The 22,134-nt window shown below is 70.5% G+C and carries 17 protein-coding genes, 1 pseudogene and 1 riboswitch; of the genes and pseudogenes, 9 read left to right on the forward strand and 9 right to left on the reverse strand.

Annotation, left to right across the window (positions count from 1 at the left end; translation table 11 throughout):
- Positions 1-16: 16 nt before the first annotated feature.
- The 3 genes from FFI87_RS08410 (at position 17) to FFI87_RS08420 (ending at position 3,431) form a co-directional block, all read left to right on the forward strand.
- Positions 17-1,318, forward strand: coding sequence for a CitMHS family transporter (locus FFI87_RS08410; protein ID WP_138847722.1), 1,302 nt, complete (start codon positions 17-19; stop codon positions 1,316-1,318).
- Positions 1,319-1,460: 142 nt separating this feature from the next.
- On the forward strand, positions 1,461-2,627 hold the full coding sequence (locus tag FFI87_RS08415) for an acyl-CoA dehydrogenase family protein (protein WP_138847721.1): 1,167 nt from the start codon (positions 1,461-1,463) through the stop codon (positions 2,625-2,627).
- Between the two features lie 60 nt (positions 2,628-2,687).
- Positions 2,688-3,431, forward strand: a complete 744-nt coding sequence (locus FFI87_RS08420; protein WP_138847720.1) for an IclR family transcriptional regulator — start codon at positions 2,688-2,690, stop codon at positions 3,429-3,431.
- A gap of 121 nt (positions 3,432-3,552) precedes the next feature.
- On the opposite strand, the gene FFI87_RS08425 is transcribed toward FFI87_RS08420, so the two are convergent.
- From FFI87_RS08425 to cobG, 5 genes are all read right to left on the reverse strand, one after another.
- Complete coding sequence (locus tag FFI87_RS08425) at positions 3,553-4,908, reverse strand: chitinase (RefSeq protein WP_175711340.1); 1,356 nt, start codon at positions 4,906-4,908, stop codon at positions 3,553-3,555.
- Between the two features lie 340 nt (positions 4,909-5,248).
- Positions 5,249-7,018 (reverse strand): precorrin-3B C(17)-methyltransferase, encoded by a 1,770-nt coding sequence (gene cobJ / locus FFI87_RS08430; protein WP_138847718.1) that lies wholly within the window; start codon positions 7,016-7,018, stop codon positions 5,249-5,251.
- Positions 7,015-7,749 carry a precorrin-2 C(20)-methyltransferase gene (locus FFI87_RS08435; RefSeq protein WP_012363885.1) on the reverse strand — a complete coding sequence of 245 codons (735 nt, stop codon included), beginning with the start codon at positions 7,747-7,749 and terminating at the stop codon, positions 7,015-7,017. The genes cobJ and FFI87_RS08435 overlap by 4 nt, the downstream gene beginning before the upstream one ends.
- Entirely contained in the window at positions 7,746-8,372 is a 627-nt protein-coding gene (locus tag FFI87_RS08440; RefSeq protein WP_012363886.1) for a precorrin-8X methylmutase, read from the reverse strand. The genes FFI87_RS08435 and FFI87_RS08440 overlap by 4 nt, the downstream gene beginning before the upstream one ends.
- Positions 8,365-9,765, reverse strand: coding sequence for a precorrin-3B synthase (cobG, locus tag FFI87_RS08445; protein WP_186381721.1), 1,401 nt, complete (start codon positions 9,763-9,765; stop codon positions 8,365-8,367). The genes FFI87_RS08440 and cobG overlap by 8 nt, the downstream gene beginning before the upstream one ends.
- Before the next feature lie 106 nt (positions 9,766-9,871).
- Positions 9,872-10,064: riboswitch (cobalamin riboswitch) on the reverse strand.
- A 204-nt stretch (positions 10,065-10,268) separates the two neighbouring features.
- On the opposite strand from cobG, the gene FFI87_RS08450 reads away from it, so the two are divergent.
- Genes FFI87_RS08450 through cobM form a run of 4 tightly spaced genes read left to right on the forward strand, consistent with a single transcriptional unit; the run spans position 10,269 to position 14,101 of the window.
- A complete protein-coding gene (locus FFI87_RS08450; RefSeq protein WP_012363888.1) occupies positions 10,269-11,504 on the forward strand; it encodes a bifunctional cobalt-precorrin-7 (C(5))-methyltransferase/cobalt-precorrin-6B (C(15))-methyltransferase in 1,236 nt (411 codons plus the stop codon).
- Entirely contained in the window at positions 11,504-12,592 is a 1,089-nt protein-coding gene (locus FFI87_RS08455; RefSeq protein WP_138847716.1) for a cobalt-precorrin-5B (C(1))-methyltransferase, read from the forward strand. Before FFI87_RS08450 ends, FFI87_RS08455 begins: the two co-directional genes overlap by 1 nt.
- A complete protein-coding gene (locus tag FFI87_RS08460) occupies positions 12,589-13,329 on the forward strand; it encodes a cobalt-precorrin-6A reductase (protein ID WP_138847715.1) in 741 nt (246 codons plus the stop codon). The genes FFI87_RS08455 and FFI87_RS08460 overlap by 4 nt, the downstream gene beginning before the upstream one ends.
- Positions 13,330-13,372: 43 nt before the next feature.
- Positions 13,373-14,101: a precorrin-4 C(11)-methyltransferase gene (gene cobM, locus FFI87_RS08465; protein ID WP_138847714.1), complete on the forward strand. Its 729-nt coding sequence runs from the start codon at positions 13,373-13,375 to the stop codon at positions 14,099-14,101.
- Between the two features lie 41 nt (positions 14,102-14,142).
- Here cobM and FFI87_RS08470 read toward each other — a convergent pair whose 3' ends face one another.
- Positions 14,143-15,339, reverse strand: coding sequence for an MFS transporter (locus tag FFI87_RS08470; protein ID WP_138847713.1), 1,197 nt, complete (start codon positions 15,337-15,339; stop codon positions 14,143-14,145).
- Positions 15,340-15,458: 119 nt separating this feature from the next.
- Between FFI87_RS08470 and FFI87_RS08475 the strand changes: the two genes are divergently transcribed.
- Entirely contained in the window at positions 15,459-16,511 is a 1,053-nt protein-coding gene (locus FFI87_RS08475) for an RNA-guided endonuclease InsQ/TnpB family protein (RefSeq protein WP_012363893.1), read from the forward strand.
- Between the two features lie 34 nt (positions 16,512-16,545).
- Positions 16,546-16,839: pseudogene (locus tag FFI87_RS08480) on the forward strand (MarR family winged helix-turn-helix transcriptional regulator); the annotation flags it as partial.
- A gap of 119 nt (positions 16,840-16,958) precedes the next feature.
- Here FFI87_RS08480 and FFI87_RS08485 read toward each other — a convergent pair.
- The 3 genes from FFI87_RS08485 to FFI87_RS08495 all read right to left on the reverse strand — a co-directional run bounded on the left by FFI87_RS08485 (position 16,959) and on the right by FFI87_RS08495 (position 21,945).
- Complete coding sequence (locus FFI87_RS08485) at positions 16,959-17,663, reverse strand: glutathione S-transferase N-terminal domain-containing protein (RefSeq protein ID WP_138847712.1); 705 nt, start codon at positions 17,661-17,663, stop codon at positions 16,959-16,961.
- Between the two features lie 207 nt (positions 17,664-17,870).
- On the reverse strand, positions 17,871-18,995 hold the full coding sequence (locus tag FFI87_RS08490) for a porin (protein ID WP_138847711.1): 1,125 nt from the start codon (positions 18,993-18,995) through the stop codon (positions 17,871-17,873).
- Between the two features lie 256 nt (positions 18,996-19,251).
- Positions 19,252-21,945 (reverse strand): LuxR C-terminal-related transcriptional regulator, encoded by a 2,694-nt coding sequence (locus FFI87_RS08495; protein WP_138847710.1) that lies wholly within the window; start codon positions 21,943-21,945, stop codon positions 19,252-19,254.
- Positions 21,946-22,134 lie beyond the last annotated feature (189 nt).

Below are 22,134 nucleotides of genomic sequence, written 5' to 3' on the forward strand. Positions count from 1 at the left end.
CCAGAGGAGACACATCATGCTCGCATGGATCGGCGCGATCGCGATCGTCGCGCTGTTCGGCCTGATCATCACGAAGCGGCTGTCGCCGCTCGTCGCCTTGATCGTCGTGCCGGTGGCCGCGTCGGTCGCGGCCGGCTTCGGACTCTCGACCGGCAAGTTCATCGTGCACGGCGTGCAGAACATCGGCCCGATCGCCGGCATGTTCGTTTTTGCGATTCTATTTTTCGGAATCCTCACCGACGCGGGAATGCTCGACCCGATCATCGCGGGCGTGCTGCGCGTGATCGGCTGCCATCCGCCGCGCATCGTGATGGGCTCGGCGCTGCTCGCGCTGCTGATCCATCTGGACGGCTCGGGCGCCGTCACGTTTCTCGTCACGCTGCCCGCGATGATGCCGCTCTATACGCGGCTCGGGATGGACCGGCGAATTCTCGCGTGCGTCGCGTCGATGGCGGCCGGCGTCAACTTCCTGCCGTGGGTCGGGCCGATGCTGCGCGCGTCCGCGGCGCTGCATATTCCCGGCTCGGCGATCTTCATGCCGATGATCCCGGTGCAGATCGTCGGGCTCGTGTTCGTGTTCGGCACCGCGTACGTGCTCGGTGTGCGCGAGGCGAAGCGGCTCGGGCTCGATCGCGCCGGCGCGGCGTCGCTCGCGATCGCGCCGCGCGAGCTGACCGATGCCGAACGCGCGCTGCGCCGGCCCGGGCGTTTCCGGATCAACCTGGCGCTGACGCTCGTCGTGCTCGGCACGCTGGTGTCGGGCATCGTCGACCCGATGGTGATGTTCATGCTCGGCACGGTCGCCGCGCTCGTCATCAACTATCCGGACGTGCAGGCGCAGCGCGAGCGAATCGACGCGCATGCGAAGGCCGCGCTGATGATGGCGAGCGTGCTGCTCGCGGCCGGCGCGTTCACGGGAATCATGTCCGGAACCGGGATGCTGAAGGCGATGGCCGAGGTCGTCGTCGCGCACGTGCCGGTCGAACATGCGCGCCACATGCCGCTCGTGCTCGGCCTGCTGTCGATGCCGCTCAGCCTGTTGTTCGATCCCGATTCGTTCTACTTCGGCGTGCTGCCGGTGCTCGCGGAAAGCGGCAAGCTGCTCGGCGTGCCGCCGATCCAGATGGCTCAGGCCGCGCTGCTCGGCCAGATGACGACCGGTTTTCCGGTCAGCCCGCTCACGCCGGCGACGTTCCTGATCGTCGGCCTGACCGGCGTCGAGCTGGCCGAGCACCAGAAATTCACGATTCCGTTCCTGTTCGCCGCCACCGTGCTGATGGTGTTCGCCGCGGTGATCGTGGGCGTGTTTCCGTTGTGAGCGCGCCGGACGTGCCGCTTCGCGCCGATGTTCCGGGTGGCCCATCCCGCAAAGGGACGTTTTTCGAGGCGCAAGCCCTGGCGCCATCCGGCGTGTTGCTGAGAGCGGCGCGGCCGCTCGCCCATTTCCAGGAGAGCAATCCATGCAGTTCGACCTGACCGACGACCAGCGCGCGATCGAAAGCGCGATCGAGAAAATCTGCGAACGCTTCGGCGACGACTACTGGCTCGAACGCGATCGCGCGGGCGGGTTCCCGTCCGACTTTCACGCGGCGCTCGCCGAGGCCGGCTGGCTCGGCATCGCGATGGACCCGGCCCACGGCGGCGCCGGCCTCGGGATGACCGAGGCCGCGCTGATGATGCGCACGATCAGCGCGTCGGGCGCCGGCCTGTCGGGCGCCTCGGCCGTCCACATGAACATCTTCGGGCTGAACCCGGTGCAGGTGTTCGGCAACGACGCGCAGAAGGCGCGCTTCCTGCCGCCGCTGATCGCCGGGCGCGACAAGGCCTGCTTCGCGGTGACCGAGCCCGACGCGGGCCTCGACACGACACACCTGAGCACGCAGGCGCGCCGCGACGGCGACCACTACGTGCTGAGCGGGCGCAAGATCTGGATCTCGACCGCGCAGGTCGCGAACAAGATGCTGATCATCGCGCGCACGACGCCGCTCGACGCGGTCGCGAAGCCGACCGAGGGGCTCAGCCTGTTCTACACCGACCTCGACCGGTCGCGCGTCGAGGTGCGCGAGATCGAGAAGATGGGCCGCAAGGCCGTCGATTCGAACATGCTGTTCATCGACAACCTGCGCGTGCCGCGCGACGACCTGATCGGCAACGAGGGCGACGGCTTCCGTTATCTGCTGCACGGGCTGAACCCCGAGCGAATCCTGATCGCCGCCGAGGCGATCGGCCTCGGGCAGGCCGCGCTGCGGCGCGCGACGCAGTATGCGTGCGAGCGTGTCGTGTTCGGCCGCCCGATCGGGCAGAACCAGTCGATCCAGCATCCGCTCGCGCAGGCATGGATGCAGCTCGAGGCCGCGTGGCTGATGGTGATGAAGGCCGCGACGCGCTACGACGCGGGGCAGTCGTGCGGGGCGGAGGCGAACGCCGCGAAGTACCTCGGCGCGGAAGCCGCGTTCCAGGCGTGCCAGACGGCCATCGCGACGCACGGCGGGATGGGCTATGCGAAGGAATACCATGTCGAGCGCTACCTGCGCGAGTGTATGATTCCGAGGCTCGCGCCCGTGAGCCCGCAACTGATCCTCTGCTACATCGCGGAGAAGGTGCTCGGGCTGCCGAAGTCGTACTGACCGTACCGGCCCGGCGGCTCGCCCGGCGCGCGGCTTCCCGTTCCGATTCAAGCGCTCGTCATGGACGTCAAACTCGTTGCCCGCACGCTCGACCTGTTCGAGCTGTTCGCCGCCGAACGGCGGCCGCTGCCGCTCACCGAGCTCGCGCGCCTGCTCAATGTGCCGGCGTCGAGCTGCCTGGCGATGGCACGCACGCTCGTGAGCCGCGGCTATCTGTACGAGGTGCGCAAGCGCGGCGGCTACTACCCGACGCGGCGCCTGCAGACGATCGCCGCCGCGATCGACGCGACCGATCCGGTCGTCGACATCGTGCATCCGCATCTCGTCGCGCTGCGCGATGCGAGCCGCGAGACGGCCGTGCTCGGCAAGATCCAGGGCCCGTCGGTCACGTATCTCGACGTCGTCGAATCCGAGCAGGCGATCCGCTATACGCGCCAGCCGGGCGAGCTGCGCCCGCTGCATGCGAACTCGATCGGCAAGGCGATCTTCGCGGAGCTCGCGAGCGATGCGCAGCAGGCGCTCGGCGCGCAGCTTTCATTCGAACGCTTCACCGACGCGAGCGTCGCGGACCTGCCGGCGCTCGTCGCGCAAACCGCGCGGTTTCGCGAACTCGGCTGGGCCGAGAACTTTGGCGAGAGCGCGCCCGAGCTGTCGGCGATCGCGGTCGCGCTGACGCTCGACGGCGACTGGTACGGGCTGTCGGTCGTCGGCCCGACCGAGCGGATCCGCCAGCATCGCGACTCGCATGCGGCGCTGCTGGTCGATGCGAAGGCGCGGTTGCTGGCCGAGCAGGGGCGCGGGTAGCAAGGGCCGCGAAGCAACGCTCAGCGCCTGCTTCGGCGGCCGTTCGCCGCCGCGCCGGACAGCGCGCCGGGGAACGGCCGCGGCCGGCCCGTCACGCGCCGGCGATCACGACTTCACGACGTCACGACTTCACCCACACGCCGCCGGCGCTCGGGTTGTCGCCTTGCGTCCACCATTTCGCGCAGTATTTCGCGCCCTGATACATCACGCACGTGCCGCCCTGGTACGCGGTCGTTGCAGACCACGTCGCCGTGCCGCCGCCGATCGCTTTCCACACGCTCGCCTGGCCCGGCACGTCGCCCTGCGTCCACCATTGCGCCTGGTACGTCGTGCCCTGATAGGTGACCGTCGCGCCGGCCGTATAGACCTGGGCGGCCGACCAGGGCGCGCCGGGCTGCGGCGTTCCGCCGTTCGAGCCGCCGCCGTAGTTCGGGTCCTGCGTGACGCCCGCGCCCCACTTGCCGTCGAGCTTGCGGAAGATCGACGCGAACGCGTACGGCTGCTGCGCGATGCCCGAGCAGGTCGGCGACACATACGCGCCGTTGTTCGGGCACGGCTGGTCGCGGCCGACCGACCAGTTACCGAAGAAACCGTAACCGTTGTTGAGCGCCGTATTCAGCACGCTCTGCGCATTGGCGAGCGTGAAGGTTTCGCCCTGCACGTCGTTCATCCCGATCATCGGCGTGACCCCGACCATCTGCCAGAGTTGCGCGCCGGTCTTCGGCTGGCCGGCCGACTTGAACGCCGTGTCGAGCTGCGCGTAGAGCGCCTGCGCGGCGCTGATCGCCGCCGCGCCCATGTCGATGTTCGCGGGGCCGTAGTCCATCGTCATCAGGTTCACCGCGTCGAACGCGACCTTGTTCGCGATGGCCGCGGTCACGACGTTCACGCCATCCTGCGTGAGCCCGGTCGGCATCGTCGGCAGCGTCAGCGTGACGTGCAGCGGCCGGCCTTTCGCCGCGTAGTCGGACTGCAACTGCGCAACCGCCTGGAAGTTGCGGGCGACCGCGGCGCTGTCCTGCTGCGATGCGCCCTCGATGTCGAAGTCGACATGCGTGAGGCCGTAGGTGTCGATCACGGTCTGGTAGGCCGTCTTCAGCGCGGGGACGGTCGAGCACGCCTGCATCAGCGGCGTGCCGTTCGCGCCGCCGAACGAGACCGCGATCTCGCCGCCTTTCGCGCGATAGCTCGCGATCGACGTCGACAGCGACGCGAGCAGATCGCCGCTCGCACCGTTGCCGATCGGCTGCACGCCGCCCCAGGACGGCGCACAGCCGTTGCCCGCGGTCACGAACGCGAGCGTGAACTGCTGGATGCCTTGCTGGACGCCGATCCGGTCGACGAGCGGCGTCGGGTAGAGCGTCACGTCGACGAACGGCGCATAGACGCCGGCGCCGTGGGACACGCTCGCGACGGCGAGCAGGCAGCCCGCGACGAGCGCGCGCGGGTTGAATCGCGACAACACGGTGTTGTTCATTGTTTTCTCCAAGTGGAAGAGGGATACGCTGGCCCGCGTATCGCCGCCGGTCGGGCGGCTGCACATGCCCGCCCGGCGGCATGCACATCTTGAAGGATTAGTTCTGAACAATGAACGGTTGTGCGTTCTTTTTATTATTGCACTGTGCGTAAGTAACAATCTTGCCGATTCGAGCGAATATCGAAACGTAAAGCGGGCGATTTGTCCGCTTGGTCGTGCGATGAAGCGCAAGCGCTGGACGCTCGATACCGTGCCCACGGCGCGCGGCCGATGCGTGCATGGATGTGTCGCACCGGCACCGGCAACGACGGCCGGCATGCCGTGCCGTGCGCAGCGGTCTTCAGCGATACCAGCGCGGCGTATAGACCCACTCGCGGCCATCGCCGATCGCGAAACGCCGCGTCGTCGACGAACCGACGATCACCATCGTGCGCATGTCCACCTGGTCGCTGCGCAGCGCGCCGAGCGTCGTCGTCGCGAGCGTCGCGCCCGGCCGGCCGATATCGCGGCCGAGCACGACGACCGTGTCGGCCGCGCGGTGCGCGCGCACGACCTCGAGCGCACGATCGAGCTGCCACGGCCGCGCACGCGAGATCGGGTTGTAGAACGCCATCACGAGATCGGCTTGCGCCGCATGCCGCAGGCGCATCTCGATCACGTCCCACGGCTTCAGGTTGTCCGACAGCGAGATCGCGCAGAAATCGTGGCCGAGCGGCGCACCGGCCTGCGCGGCAGTCGCGAGCGACGCCGATACGCCGGGTTCGATGCGCAGCTCGACCGCCGCCCAGCGCGGGTCGCGCGCTTCGTCGAGCGCTTCCAGCACGGCCGCGGCCATCGCGAACACGCCCGGATCGCCCGACGACACGACCGCGACGCGCCGGCCCTCGGCCGCCAGTTCGAACGCATGGCGCGCCCGCTGCATTTCCTCGCGATTGTCGGTGCCGTGTACGCGCTGGTCCGCGCGGAACGGGCCCGCCATCGTCACGTAGGTCGTATAGCCGAGGATATCGGTCGCTTGCGCGAGCGCGTCGCGTGCGGCGGGCGTGAGCCACGCGGCATCGCCCGGGCCGAGGCCCAACACCGTCAGGCGGCCGCGCGCGCGGCCGAGCGTGGCGGGATCGACGGGTTGCGCCGCGACCGCGCAGGCGAGGCCGTCGGACGTTGCGCGCAGCGTGTGCGCGACGCGCAACGTAAGGCCGAGCAGTGCGGCGGCGTCGGTGTTGCGATCATCTTTGCCATCGCCATCGCCATCGCCATCGCCATCGCCATCGCCATCGCCATCGCCTTCGACATCGCCGAAGCGCAGCGGCACGCCCAGCGTGTGCGCCGCTGCTTCGACCCGCGCATCGCCGAGCAAGGTGGCCGGCGCGACGAGCGCGGCGAGCGCGAGCCGCGCGAGGCCGTGCGCATCGAGCAGCGCGTCGATGCGTTCGGCGAGCGATGGCGATGCGTCGGCCTGCACGCCGCGCGCGTCGATGCCGACCACCACGCTGCGCGGATGGATCACGAGTTCGTCGCGCGCGCCGCGCCACGCATCGGGCGTCACGCGGATCGCGTGCGCTGCCGCGTCGTCGCGCGGCAGCGCGACGTCGTCGAGCCACGGCGCCGCGCCGTCGACGCGCGTGGCCGCGCCCGCGAGCAGGTCGGACACGAAGCGCTTGCCCTGCTGGAGATCGGAGAGCGCATAGCCGTCGGGCGGATTGAGCACGCACGCGCCGAAGCGCAGTTCGCCGCTCGTCGTGATCGCCGGTGCAACGCCGAGGCACTCGGCGATTTCGCGCGCGATCAGGTTCACACCCGTCAAACCGCCGAGCAGCGGCACGACGGCCGAGCCGTCTTCCGCGACCGCGAGCACCGGCGGCTCGACACCCTTGTCGGCGAGCGCGGGCGCGACGCAACGGATCACGATGCCGGCCGCGCACAGCGCGACGATCGGCAGACCGCGCGCGTACAGCGCGCGCAGGTGCGCGCCGAGTTCGTCGAACGGCACGTCGGCCTCGACGCGCGACGCGAGCCCATGCACGCGAGCGCCCGGATAACGCGCCTGGATGCGCCGCGCGGTGTCGAGCGCGCCCGCGCCGAGAATCACGATCGCGGGCGGAGTCGTCATCCTTGCCATTTTTCCCCCGGCACGACGAGCAGCGAGAAATACGGTGACGCCATCGGATCGACTTCGTCGAGCGGCACGATGCGCTGGGCCGCCATCGTCGCGCGCTCGACGTACAGCGCGCGCTTCGCGAGCCCGAGTTCGTCGAGCACGCGCCGCACCTTGTCGAAGTTGCGGCCGAGCTTCATCACGACGGCCGCGTCGGCGTGCGCGAGCCGCGTGCGCAATTCGTCCTCCGGCAGCACGCCGGACAGCACCGACAGGCTCTGGTTGCGATAGACGAGCGGCTGGCCGAGCACGGCCGTGCCGCCGAGCATCGCGCACACGCCCGGGATCACTTCGGTGTCGTAGCGCGTCGCGAGGCGATCGTGCAGGTACATGTACGAGCCATAGAAGAACGGATCACCTTCGCAGATCACGGCGACGTCGCGCCCGGCGTCGAGATGCGCCGCGACGATCTCGGCGGCCGTGTCGTAGAAGTCGGCGATCACCGTCTCGTAGCACAGCGGCGGCGGCAGCGCCTCGGTCGTCACCGGATAGACGAGCGGCAGTTGCGTCTGCGCGTCGAGCAGGTGCGCTTCGACGATCCCGTACGCATTGCCTTTCTTGCCCTTCGCGACGAAATACGCGACAACCGGCGCGGCCTGCAGCACGCGCAGCGCCTTGATCGTCATCAGTTCAGGGTCGCCCGGGCCGACGCCGACCCCGAACAGGCGTCCGCGCGGGGCCGTCATTCGGCCTCCGTCGCGAGTGCGTTGACGGCGGCGGCCGCCATCGCGCTGCCGCCGCGCCGGCCGAGCAGCGTGACGTAGGGCACGCCGCGGCTCTCGGCGTCGAGCATCGCCTTCGATTCGGCCGCGCCGATGAAGCCGACCGGGAAGCCGAGGATCAGCGCGGGGCGCGGCGCGCCGGCGTCGATCATGTCGAGCAGGTGGAACAGCGCGGTCGGCGCATTGCCGATCACGACGACGCTGCCGGCCAGATGCGGGCGCCACAGCTCGAGCGCCGCGGCCGAACGCGTGTTGCCGAGATGCCGCGCGAGGTCGGGCACCTCCGGTTCGCCGAGTGTGCAGATCACGCGATTGCCGGCCGGCAGCCGCGCGCGCGTGATGCCTTCGGCGACCATCCGCGCGTCGCACAGGATCGGTGCGCCGGCCGCGAGTGCCGTGCGGCCCGCCGTGCCCGCGCCGGCCGAGAAGCGCAGGTCGTAGACGACATCGACCATCCCGCACGCGTGGATCACGCGCACCGCGAGTTTCTCGAGATCGGGCGGAACCTGCGACAGGTCGGCCTCGGCGCGGATCGTCGCGAACGACTGGCGGTAGATTTCCTGCCCGTCGCGAATGTAGTCAAGCATCGGTGGTGGTGTCCTGGCTATGCCGCAGGTCCGTCAATCGGACCGCGGCCTGTTCAATCGTCAGATGGCGCGCGAGCGGGGCGCCGAGGCCCGCGGCGGCGTCGCGCCGGTAAAGGTCGTAGCGGGCGGGCGCAACCGCAACGAGCGTGTACGTCGCGGGATGCGGCAGCGCGCAGTGGCGCTCGCAGCCGGTCAGGTGCACGTCGACCGGCTGGCCGACGCGCGCGGCCAGCGCGAGCGCATCGTGTTTCGTATCGGCGCGCGCCTTCGCGCAGCCCGCGCTGCCGGTGCAGGCAACCAGCGCCGCCAGCGGATCGGATGGCGCGCACACGAGACCGAGCGACGCGAGCGCATCGAGCACGGCCGGCGCGCGTTCGCACCGCACGCCGTGCACGAACACGCCTTGCCACGGCGTCATCGACAGCGTGGCGTCGCCTTCGGCGTCGGCGAGTGCCGCGAGCCGTTCCAGTTGCGCCGCGTCGAGCCGGCCGAGCACGAACTGCGCGCCGACGCTGCAGCGCGCCGCGTCGAGCGACGGCCGCGCGCCGAAACGCAGCGCGGCATCCGCGGGCATGCGCCGCCAGTCGATCAGGGCGGGATCGGCCTCGAGCGGGAAGGGTGCGTAGTGCTGCGCGCGGTCGCGCAACGCGCGTTCACCGCCGGTCGCGAGCAACGCGCGCATCCGCGTGACGTCGGCCGGCGCAAGATCGAGGAATGCGAGCAGCAACGCACGCACCAGCGCGACGGCCTGGTCCGGCGCCACGTCGAACGAAGCGGGCGAATCGTCGGACGAGACCGGCGGACAGCCGGCAAGGCCCGCGGTGATGCGCAGCGCGCCGTCGCCGCGGCGCCGCGCGGCAAGCCAGATGTCATGCGGATGATCGAGCGCCGCGACCGCTTCGCCGCCGTCGAGCTGGATCGAGAATTTCGGCGACAGTTCGCCGCGGCGCGGCTCGTGCGTCAGCATGTCGAGCAACGGCCGTGCGAGTGCGCGGCTGTCGAGCAGCGCGGCGGGGTCGACCCCGGCGAGCGGGCTGAGCATCAGGTTGCGGACGTCGTCGCTCGCGGCGAGCGCGGCCTTATCCTGCGCAGCATCGGCGGCATCGGCGGCATCGGCGGCATCGGCGGCATCGGCGGCGCTCGCACGCGGGCCGAGGCCCGCGTCGAGCAAGGCACCGGCCAGCAGATCGGCCGCGCCGTCGCGAATGCCGCGCAACTGGAGATTCGCGCGATTGGTCGCGTCGATCGCGCCGGAGCCGTAGCTGCGCGCCGCGGTGGCGATCGCGCGCGCCTGCCGCGCGTCGAGCCGGCCGCCCGGCAGCTTGATCCGGCACAGCCCGCCGTCGGCGGCCGCGACGACGCGCACGAGCCCCGGGCAAGCCGACGGGCGCACGACGGGCAACGCAGGAATCGAAACGGGGGCGGAACTCAACGGGATACCGGGGTAGTGTGGCGCCGCGGCCAACGCATCGGTACACCCCGCCCGACGCCGACTGGCACGCACGCACTTTCAGGCCGGCAGGTCTCCTGGCTGACAGGTCGGCGCCGGCTCCCGGCCTTCCCGGTGAAACCAGTGGCATGAGGGGGGAGATCGGCTCGCTGTCTACAGTTGCGGGGGCAGCCACAGCGGCGCGATGCGCGCCCTGTGTTCCCTCTTCGGCCCCGAAGGGCACCGGCGAACGAACGGCCGTAGGATACCCGATTTCACCGGCGCTTCGCGACCGTCGAGCGGGCGCCATGACCGAAGCGAAACGCGGCCCGGCGCGGGCAGTCCCGCAGATGAAACGCGCGGTGGAACACGGTACCATGCCGACTTTCGCAACGCGGACGGCCGCACCGGCGCCTTAACGGCCGCGGTACGGCGACTCGATGGAATCGGACGATGGGGAAGGGTGCATGACGGCGTGGCTGACGGTAGTGGGCATCGGCGACGACGGTTACGCGGGGCTCGGGCGCAGTGCGCGGCGCGCGCTGCTCGACGCGACGCGGGTCGTCGGCGCGAAGCGGCACCTCGACATGCTGCCCGCGCGGCTGCGGGCCGTGCGCGAGCCATGGCCGTCGCCGTTCGACGTGTCGGGCCTGCTCGCGCGGCGCGACGCGCCCGTCTGCGTGCTGGCAAGCGGCGACCCGATGCTGTTCGGCGTCGGCGCGACGCTCGCGCGCGAGCTATCCGCTGACGAATGGCGCGTGCTGCCCGCCCCGTCGTCGCTGTCGCTGGCGGCCGCACGGCTGGGTTGGGCGCTGCAGGACGTCGGCGCGGTGTCGCTCGTCGGCCGGCCGCTCGCGACGCTCGTGCGCCACCTGCTGCCGGGCCGGCGCCTGTTCGTGCTGAGCGCCGACGGCCGCACGCCGGCCACGGTCGCCGCCGAACTCACGGCGCGTGGCTTCGGCCCGACCCGCATCAGCGTGTTCGAGCATCTCGGCGGCCCGCTCGAGCGGCGTCTCGACGGCCTCGCGCAAGACTGGCCGATCGCCGAAACCGCCGCGCTCAACCTGATCGCGCTCGACTGCCGGGCCGGCCCCGATGCGCCGCGCCGCGCGCTCACGCCCGGCCTGCCCGACGACGCGTACCGCCACGACGGCCAGCTCACCAAGCGCGACATGCGGGCGTTGACGCTCGGGCGGCTCGCGCCCGCACCGGGCGAACTGTTGTGGGACGTCGGCGCGGGCAGCGGCTCGATCGGCATCGAATGGATGCGCGCGCATCCGTCGTGCCAGGCGGTCGCGATCGAGTCGCATGCGGAGCGCCAGCGCTTCATCGAGCACAACCGCGACGCGCTCGGCGTGCCGGGGCTGCAACTCGTCGCGGGGCGCGCGCCCGACGCGCTCGCGGGGCTCGCCGCGCCCGACGCGATCTTCATCGGCGGCGGCGCGAGCGCGCCCGGCGTGCTCGATGCGTGCTGGTCGGCGCTGAAGCCGGGCGGCCGGCTCGTCGCGAACGCGGTCACGCTGCAGGGCGAACTGGCGCTCGCGGCCTGGCGCGACGCGCATGGCGGCACGCTCACGCGCGTGTCGCTCGCGCATGCCGAGCCGCTCGGCCGCTTCGACACGTGGCGGCAGCCGTTGCCGGTCACGCTGTACGACGGGCGCAAGCCCGATCCCGCGGCGACGGAATTCACGGGCCCCGCGTGATGCGCGACGAAACCCCCGAACGAGCGGCGCCACTGCGGTTCGGCTATACGACCGGCAGCTGCGCGACCGCGACGTCGCTCGCCGCCGCGCGCCTGCTGGTCGCGGGTCACGCGGACGATGCGGTCGAGATCGTGCTGCCGAAGGGGCAGCGCGTAATGATGCGGCTCGAGTTCTGCCGGATCACCGCCGACGGCGCGGAGGCCGGCACCATCAAGGACGCCGGCGACGATCCGGACGTCACGCACGGTGCGCTGGTGTTCGCGCGCGTCGCGCTGTCCGCCGCGCCCGGCGTGCGGTTTCATGCGGGGCCGGGCGTCGGCACGGTCACGCGCGCGGGGCTCACGCTGCCGGTCGGCGAACCGGCAATCAATCCGGTGCCGCGCCAGATGATGACCACGCACCTCGACGCGCTCGCGGCCGAATATGGTTACGCAGGCGGCTTCGACGTGACGATCGGCGTGGAGGGCGGCGAGGCGCTCGCACTGAAGACGATGAACCCGCGCCTGGGCATCGTCGGCGGACTGTCGATCCTCGGCACGACAGGCATCGTACGGCCGTTCTCGTGCTCGGCGTACATCGCGTCGATCCACCAGGGCATCGACGTCGCACGCGCGAACGGCATCGCGCACATCGCCGCGTGCACCGGCAACACGAGCGAGGATGCGATGCGCGCGCACTACGGCCTGCCCGACATGGCGCTGATCGAAATGGGCGATTTCGCGGGCGCGGTGCTCAAGCACCTGCGCCGCGCGCCGGTCTCCCGCCTGTCGATGTGCGGCGGCTTCGGCAAGCTCAGCAAGCTCGCGGCCGGCCATCTCGACCTGCACAGCCGCCATTCGAGCATCGACCTGCCGCTGCTCGCGCAGTGGGCGGCCGAGGCCGGTGCGAGCGACGCGCTGCAGGCCGCGATGCGCGCGGCAAACACCAGCCAGGAAGCGCTGAAGCTCGCGCTCGCGGACGGTGTGCCGCTCGGCGACCTCGTCTGTGCGCACGCGCTGCGGGTCGCACGCGACATCGTGCCGGCCTCGGTGGCTGTCGAGATGTTCGCGATCGACCGGCAGGGCCGTTTCGTCGGAAGTGCACGATGAGCGTACGCATCCTGCTCCTCGGCGGCACCGGCGACGCACTGAAGGTCGCACGTGCGCTCGGCCGCGGGCACGTCTATAGCCTCGCGGGCCTCGGCAAGGTGCCCGACGACCTGCGCTGCGACGTGCGTGTCGGCGGGTTCGGCGGAGCGGCGGGGCTTGCTGCCTATTTGCGCAGCGCCGGCATCGGTCTCGTGATCGACGCGACGCATCCGTATGCCGCGCAAATCAGCGCGAACGCTGCGGCCGCCGCGCGCGACGCGGGCGTGCCGCTGTGGGCGCTGCGCCGCGCGCCGTGGACGCCGCGCCCCGACGACGACTGGCGGATGGTCGACGACTGGGCCGGCATCGAGGCCGCGCTCGCGCCGTTCCGGCGGCCGCTGTTCACGCTCGGGCGCGAACCGCTCGCGCATCTCGACGAGATTCCGCCACACCAGTTCTGGCTGGTGCGCTGCCTCGAGGCGCATCCCGGCAACGCGCGCGCGCAGATCGTCGCGACGCGCGGGCCGTTCACGCTCGACGGCGAACGCGCGCTGTTCGCGCTCGCGGGCATCGACGTCGTCGTCAGCAAGAACAGCGGCGGCGTCGCGACCGAAGCCAAGCTCGACGTCGCGCGCGAACGACGGCTGCCGGTCGTGATGCTGCGCCGGCCGCCGCTGCCCGACGCCGACCGCGAGTTCGACTCGGCCGCCGCGCTGCGAGAGGCGCTCGACGCGCTCGACCCGGCCGCGCGCACGTGATGCCGCGCGACCGGTTGCCCAATGAATGGATGGAGATTTCTGGATGACGGTGTATTTCATCGGCGCGGGCCCTGGCGACCCCGAACTGATCACGGTGAAGGGCCAGCGCCTCGTGCGCACGTGCCCGGTGATCCTGTATGCGGGCTCGCTCGTGCCGCCGGCCGTGCTCGACGGCCATCGCGCGGAGCAGGTCGTCAATACTGCCGAGCTCGATCTCGATGCGATCGTCGCGCTGCTCGCCGATGCGCATGCGAAAGGGCAGGACGTCGCGCGCGTGCATTCGGGCGATCCGTCGCTGTACGGGGCGATCGGCGAACAGATCCGCCGGCTGAAAGTGCTCGGGATTCCGTATGAAATCGTGCCGGGCGTGACGGCCACGGCCGCGTGCGCGGCGACGCTCGGCGTCGAGCTGACGCTGCCCGGTGTCGCGCAGACGGTGATCCTCACGCGCTTCGCGGGCAAGACGACGATGCCGGAAGGTGAAGCGCTCGGCGCGCTCGCCGCACACCGCGCGACGCTCGCGATCCATCTCGGCGTGCGCCATCTCGCGCGGATCGTCGACGAAGTGCTGCCGCATTACGGATCGGACTGCCCGGTCGCGGTGATCTATCGCGCGAGCTGGCCCGACGAGGAACGCGTGACCGGCACGCTGGCCGACATCGTCGGCAAGGTGCAGGGCACGCGGATCGAACGCACCGCGCTGATTCTGGTCGGGCGCGTGCTCGATGCGGAAGGGTTCGCGGATTCGACGCTGTATGCAAGCGGCGGCTGATTGCGCGTAAGCGAAACGCGATGCGGGCCGAGGCACACGCTCTACGCACGCGCGACGCGCCGCGCAAACTGCGGCGCGAAACCCGCCGCCAGCGCGAACAGCACGACACACAGGCAAGCCATCGCGACCCACGCGGGCGACAGATCCGCGAGACGCTGGCGCACGATGCCCGCCGCGAACGGAAACAGCCCCGCGACCAGATAGCCGACGCCCTGCACGAACCCGGTCAACGATGCGGCATCGGCCGGCGTCGCCGCATGATCGACCGTGACGATCAGCGACAGCGGAAACAGCGCGCCGATGCCCGCACCCAGCAGCAGCGCGGCCGGCAACGCGAGCGCCTGCGGCGCGGCCAGCATCACCAGCAGCCCGGCCAGCAGCGACGCGATCGCCGCGTGCAGCGCGGGCCGGCGATCGGGCAGGCGGTCGATCATCGCGGAGATCGTCAGGCCCGCGACGACTTCCGCGAGCGTCACGCCGCCGAGCAGGCCGCCAGCCGCGGTCGGCGACCAGCCGAGCCGCATGTAGTACGGCGGCAGCCACGCCAGCACGAGCGTGTAGGCGCCCGTCGCGATCCCGAAGAACACCGCGAGCCGCCATGCGCGCGGCGAGCGCGCCGGTCGCGCATGCGCCATCGATGTCGCGGCCGACGCCGGCAGCGCTCCGGACGCCGGCGCGTCGCCGTCACGACTGGCCAGCGGCCACGCGAGCGCTGCAAGGCCGGCCGGCAGCGCCCAGCCCGCGAGCGCGGCGAGCCAGCCCCAGCGGGCCGCGGCGAACGGCGCGACGACGCTCGCGAGCACCGCGCCGCCCATGATCGACGTCGAATAGACGCCCATCGCGCCGCCGATCCGCGTCGCGAAATGCGCCTTCACGAACCCTGGCAGCAACGCCTGCACCATGGCGATCCCGATGCCCGCGCAGCATGCGCTTGCCAGCAGCACCCACGCATGCTGCGCACCAATGCGCGACGCGCACGCGAACCCGATCAGCACGACGCCGAGCCACACGCCGCCCGCGATCCCCGTCACGCGTTGCAGCCGCCGCGCGCTCAGCGCACCCACGCCCATCAGCAGGATCGGGATCGTGGTCAGCAGGCTCGCCGCGCCGTCGCCGATGCCGGTCGCGCGCTGGATCATGTCGAGCAGCGGACCGGTCGCGGCCAGCGCCGGCCGCAGGTTCAGTCCGACCAGCACGATGGCGGCAAGCCGCCAGCCGGGGGAAATGCAGCGATTCATCAGAATTTGCTCCGAGAAACCCCGCTATTTCCCCCAAGGGGACTTCCTTCGGGGCGGATGGCGGGAAGGAAAGGCGTGCTATTGACAGGCAGCTTCTTCCACGGGTTAGGATCACCTGCATGATTCTTGTCTACCGCTACCGCGTGAAGTCGCTCAACGGACTGCTCAACAAGCAGAGCCGTGCGGTGAACTACGTCTGGAACTTCTGCAACGACACACAGAAGCACGCGCTCAAGTGGAGCAAGAAGTGGCCGACGGGATTCGATCTGAACGCACTGACAACGGGGAGCAGCAAGGCGCTCGGCATCCACTCCGGCACGATCAACGCGACGTGCGAGCAATATGCGAAGTCGCGCAGCCAGCACCGACGTCCCTACCTGCGCTATCGCGGCAGGAAATCGCTGGGCTGGGTGCCGCTGAAGGGGCGCGACCTGAAGCGCGAGGGTGACGCGTTCCGTTTCGCCGGCAACACCTTCCGCGTGTTCAACAGCCGACCGCTTCCCGAAGGCAAGATCAAGGACGGGACCAACTTTGCGCAGGATGCGAGGGGCAACTGGTTTCTGAACATCGTGATCGAGATGCCCGATGTTCAGGCCCGCCCGATCCGTTCCGGTGTCGGTATCGATCTTGGCCTGAAAGACTTCGCCACACTTTCGACCGGCGAGAAACTGCCCAACGACCAATTCGGCCGACGCGCGGCGGAGAAACTGGCGAAAGCGCAACGGGCGCGAAAGCACAAGCGGCATATCGCGAAGTTGCACGCCAAGGTCGCGAATGCCCGTGCCGATTTTCAGCACAAGCTCACCCTCGATCTGGTGCGACGGTTCGATTACCTCGCAGTCGGCAACGTGTCGGCCGCGAAGCTCGCCAGAACCAGGATGGCGAAAAGCGTCTACGACGCATCCTGGTCGTCCTTCCGAAACAAGCTCCGTTACAAAGCGATCGCGCACGGAGCCACATTCGAGGAAGTCGACGAAAGTGGTTCCACCCAGTCCTGTTCGTCGTGCGGGTCGAAAGACAGCACGACGCGGCCGAAAGGTATCGCGGGACTGCGAATGAGAGAGTGGGCCTGCGATGGCTGTGGTGTCGTGCATGATCGAGATACCAACGCTGCGCTGAACATTCTCCGATGCGGACGTGCATCGCCAGGTGTGGGAATCACCTGCCTTTAGGCGGGTGAGGACGTCAAGGAAGGCCCTCGATATCGGCGGGATGACCGCACGAATCGACCGGCTGCACAAGGCCGGCTGGGTCGAGCGCCGGCCGAATCCGGCCGACGGCCGCGGCACGCTCGTCGCGCTGACGGACGCGGGCCGCGCGCTGATCGACGAGGCGGTGGTCGCGCACGTCGACAATCAGCGCGCGATGCTGGCCGTGCTGTCGGAGGCGGAGCAGGCGCAGTTGTCGGCGCTGCTGGAAAAGCTGCTGGCGGGATTGGAGGAAGGGAAGCCGACGCCGGTCGAAAAGCAGCGGCGCGGATCTCACGCTGAGTCACGCTGAACGCGACGCACGAAACGAAGAAACGAAGAAACGCAGAAACGAAACCAGCAAACCGCCCGCCGCGCGAGGCGGCGGGCCGGTCACGCAGCGGGCCGCACACGGCGCGCCCGCTGCGCGAATCAGCCGCGTGCCGGGATAGTGAGCCCGCGCGCGACGGCCGGCCGCGCGACGAACGCGTCGAGCACTCGCTTGACGTTGCGGAATTCACTGAAGCCGACGAGATCGCCCGCTTCGTAGAACCCGACCAGGTTGCGCACCCACGGGAAGATCGAGATGTCGGCGATCGTGTACGTATCGCCCATCATCCACTTGCGGTTCGCGAGATGCGCGTCGAGCACGGCGAGCAGGCGCTTCGATTCGGCGGCGTAGCGGTCGCGCGGACGCTTGTCCTCGTAGTCGCGGCCGGCGAACTTGTGGAAGAAGCCGACCTGGCCGAACATCGGGCCGATGCCGCCCATCTGGAACATCACCCACTGAATCGTCTCGTAGCGGCCCGCGGCGTCCTTCGGCATCAACTGGCCTGTCTTGTCGGCGAGATAGAGCAGGATCGCGCCCGATTCGAACAGCGGCAGCGGCCGGCCGTCGGGGCCGTTCGGATCGATGATCGCCGGGATCTTGTTGTTCGGGTTCAGCGACAGGAATTCGGGCGACAGTTGGTCGTCCGTGTCGAAGCTCACGAGGTGCGGCTCGTACGGCAGGCCGGTCTCCTCGAGCATGATCGACACCTTGACGCCGTTGGGCGTCGGCAGCGAGTACAGCTGGAGACGGTCGGGATGCTGGGCCGGCCATTTTTTCGTGATCGGGAAGGCGGACAGGTCGGGCATGGAGATTCGCTCGTCAACGTGGAGGATCCGCGATCCGCCGGCCGGCCGTGCGCCACGGAGCGCCCCCCGGCACGGCGGCAGGGGCAGGACGAGCGCATCGGCAAGCGGGCGGGCCGCGCCGAAAACGCCCACTGTAGCCGATCCCCGCGATCGCTGCAGACGGCGGCCGCGCGTCGCGCGCGAGCGCCGCCGCGCGTCACTTCGTCGTCAGAAGTTGTGCCGCAGCCCGACCATCGCGGCCGTCGTGCCGACGCCGGGCGCGACCGGCTGCCCGTACACCAGCATCTGGTCCATCGTGCCGCGGTTGTTCACGTGGCCGGCCTGCGCATAGACCATCGTCCGCTTCGACAGGCTGTAGTCGGCCGTGAGCACGACGGCCGTCGACCGGTTCGTGGCGCGGTTGCGATCCTTCAGGTAGTACACGGCGGAGGCGACCTGCAGCGCGGGCGTGAAGCGATAGCCGACACCGGCCGACAGCATGTCGAGGTTCACGCGGTCCGCATGCGCGGGATTCCGGCCGTTGCCGTACGACGCCGACACCGAGAAATCGCGGACCGTGTATTTCGCGCCGACGTAGACGAAGCGGTTGTTGTCGACGCCGGTGGGCGCGACTCCCGGTGCCGGATTCGTGTCGTGGCCGTTGTAGTAGACGGCCGATGCATTGAGCCCGTAGTTCGAATACCGGAGCACGACCGACTCGCGCGTGCCGCCCTGAAACTGTCCGGCGACGCCGCCGGGTGCGTATTCGAGCGCGAGCGACACGCCCGCGAACGTCGGCGACTGATACACGAGCGCATTGCTGTCGTACAGCGCGCCGATCGCGCCGTTGGTGCTCGTCGCCGGCCAGCCGGCCGCGGTATTCAGGCCGAGCCACGCGGTCAGCACGCTGCCGAAGAACTGCGCGTTGCGCACGTCGGTGTCGGCCATCGCGTAGATCATCGGCACGATCTGGCGGCCGGCCGTCACCGTGCCGAACGGCCCCGATACGCCGAGCGACGCAATCTGGTTGAAGATCGCGACGGCGCCCGGCGTGTCGCTCAGCTGGAGCCGGCCGGTGCCGCTGTCGAACGAACCCTGCAGCTTGAAGTTGACCTTGTAGCCGCCGCCGAGGTCCTCGCTGCCCTTGATCCCCCAGAAGCTCGAATAGATGCCGCCGTCCTTCATCCGGAACACCTTGCCGGTGTTCGGCGCGTTCGGGCGGAACGAAGCGGCCGACGTGCTCTGGTACAGCAGGCCCGTGTCGACCACGCCGTACAGCGTGACGGAGGATTGCGCATGCGCGAACGCCGAACAGCCGGCAAGCGCCGCGAGCGCGGCCAGTTTCGTCTTCATCGAAGTCTCCAGGATCGTAATGGACCGCACGGGATCGAGCCCGGGCGGGGTGAAGCGAGTGAAGCGCGGCAGCATCGAGGCAGGCGGGAAGGCGCGCGAGGCGACGCCGGTGCGAACCGTGCGGAAAGACTACGCAACGGCGCGCGGCCGCTCCCCCCCATGCGCGGGGGGCAGGGTTGTGGAGAATCGAAAGGGGAGCGGCGAGGATGCCGCCGTCAACAGCCAGCAAAGCCGGCAACGCCGGCACACCCGGCAATCAAGGCGCGCTTTCGAGCAATCCGAGCACCAGCGCGCGGCGCACGACGTGCTTGCGTGAACTGGCGTCGAGCTTGCCGAACAGGTTCTTCAGGTGCCACTTCACGGTTTCCTCGCCGACGGCGAGCGCCACCGCGATCTCCTTGTTCGACAGGCTGCGCGCGAGCAGCTCGAGAATCGCGCGCTCCTTGGGCGTCAGCACGACGCTCGGCACCGCACGCGGGCTGGCCGTGCTGCGCGGCGCGGGCGGCACGATGCGCGGCTGTGGTTGCGCGGACCTTGCCGGAGCATCGCGTTCGATCGCCTCGTCGCCGATGCGGCGCGCCCAGTCGGCGACGGCCGGATGCGTATCGGCGAGCGTGCGCGTGAGGCCGAACATGTCCGCGAGGTTCATCGCCTCGTCGAGCCGCGCGCGGCCGTCGTGCCCCGACTGTTCGAGCGCGAACGCGCCGAGCGCCATGATCTCGATGCGCGCGCCCCCGAGGCTCATCTCCCGGGCCAGCACGGCCGCTTCGTCGAGTGCAGCGCACGCATCGTCCCAGCGGCGCGCGGCAAGCGCGGCACCCGCATGCGCGATCGCCTGCAGCAGCACGACGGGGCGCCGCCACAGCGGGCCATGCGACGGAAACTCGGCCGCGGCGATTGCATCGATCCGCTCGACGAGCGCATGGCAGGTCGCCTCGCGATAGCGCGCCGCGTGAATGCGCACCTGCTCGGCGAGACTCGCCACCGACAGCCGCGGCAGCCGGCGCGCGACGCCCAGCGCGTCGAGCGCCTCGAGCAGGTCGATCGCGCGATGCTCGACGCCGCGCAGCAGCGCGATGCGCGCGGCCGTCCGATAGCCGAGCAGCACGGTGTCGGGCGTGCCCGCGTGCTCGAGCACGTCGAGCCGGTTCGCGAGCAGCGCGGCGGCCTGGTCGACGCGATCGGCCTCGTAGGCGATCGCCGCGCACATCGCCGCCAACATGCAGGTCAGCGGATGGCGGCGCCCGAGGTCGGCTTCCGCGCGCGCGAGGGCCGGCGACAATGCGTCGTCGGCGAGCCGGATCTGGCCTTCGCACAGGTAGCTCAGGCCGGTGATCAGCTCGCCCCAGCGTGCAACGTAGCCGAAACCGGCAGCGGTGCCGCCGCGCGGCGCGGCTTGCTGGTAGCGGCGTGCCTGCGCCGGTTCGCCGACGATGATCGCGCGCGCCGACAGGCGGTTCGCGTGCATCTGCGCGAGCCACGAGGCCGCGGGCGGCGTGAAGTCGGCCCACGGCTCGAACAGCTCGACGAAACGGTCGATTTCGTCCGCGTAATAGGCCGCCGCGCTGAGGATCAGCGCACATTCGTAGCGCATCGCGGCCGGTGTGCCTGCGTCGGCGAGGATGCCGGCGATCTGGCGCTGCGCCTCCACATGGCGCTCGCCCAGCGCCAGCGCCCAGGCCACCGCGATCCGCAGCGTCGGACGCTTGTCGAGTTCCGCATCGGGCAGCAGCGCGAGCCAGTCGAGCACGTCGTTGATTCGGCCCTGCTTGATCGCATCCTCGAGGCAGCGCTGCGCAAGTGCGTACGCGGTCTCGACCTGGCCGGCCGCATACGCATGACGCGCGGCTTCCTCCGTCATCCCGTGCGCATCGAGCCACGCGGCCGCGCGTCCATGCAGCGCGCCGCGCTCCGCGGCCGGGCCCGCCGCTAGCCTGTCGCGCAGCGTATCGCGCACGAGCGGATGCAGCCGGCACCAGTCGGAGTCATCCGACGCGATGAACAGCGGCGTATCGCGCGCGAGCCGCGCGAGCCGGTCGGGCGCCTCCGCGTCGTCGAGCAGCGCGGCACACAGCGACGGATGCAGGCGGTCGGCGATGCTCGTGCGCGTCAGGAACGCGGTGTCGTCGGCGGACAGGTTCGCGAGCAGCAGCTCGACGAGCCGGTCGCGAGTGCCGTCCATGCGCGCGGCGAGCGCGTCGACGGCCTGGCGCGGATCGGCCGAGCGCGCCATCGCGGCCATCGCGAGCTGCAGCCCGAGCGGCCAGCCGTCGACGCGCTCGAACAGCCGCGCGCACGCATCGGCGTCGACCCGCTGCGCGAAGCGCGCACCGACCAGCGCAATCGTCTCGTCGAGCGTGAAGCGCAGCCACTCGGGCCCCGCGAGCGTGCATTGCCCGCCGGCGAGCAGGTCGCCGGCCGCGCGATCGAGCCCGCGCCGGCCCGCGACGATCACGCGCAGGTTCTGCGGCGCGTTGTGCAGCACATAGGTCAGCGCGTCGAGGCCAGCGGGCGGCAGCCGCTCCGCGTCGTCGACGATCAGCAGCGCGTCGATCGACAGTTGCGCGACTTCGGCGAGCCACGCGGTGAGCCCCTCCAGCGCGCGCGCCGCGCCGCCCGCGATCAGGCGCCCGAAGCCGGGCCGCGCGCAACCGGTGCGCACCGCCTGCACGAGCCCCTGCAGCAGCCGCGGCGCGTCGTCGCGCTCGTCGGCGGACAGCCATACGACCGCGCGGCCAAGCGCGAGCGATTCGCGCCGCCATTGCGCGAGCAGCGACGTCTTGCCGTAGCCGGCCGGCGCCTGCACGAGCATCACGGGCCGGGCGTCGAACGCCGGCGCGGCGAGGCTCAGCCGCGCACGCGCGAGCAACTGCGCCGGCACGCGCGGCGCGGTCGTCTTCAGCACGAGTTCGGTGGGGGGCGCGTCGGCGCGATCGGGTGGGTGGGCCATCGGGGCAGCAGTGGGATTCCGGCGATGCCGTGCGGGCCAGCGTCCGGGGTGGGCGTGGGGGAAGGATCGGTCGAACCGCGCTCGCGCGTCAATCCCCCCCGCGACGAGTGGGGCCGCGCCGCCGCGCGGTCGATAGCATGGGTTCCGAAGCATGGCGAATGCAACCGACCCATGCAACTGACGAATGCA

Origin of the sequence: Burkholderia sp. KBS0801 (assembly GCF_005937855.2) — a bacterium.
GTDB lineage: Bacteria > Pseudomonadota > Gammaproteobacteria > Burkholderiales > Burkholderiaceae > Burkholderia > Burkholderia ambifaria.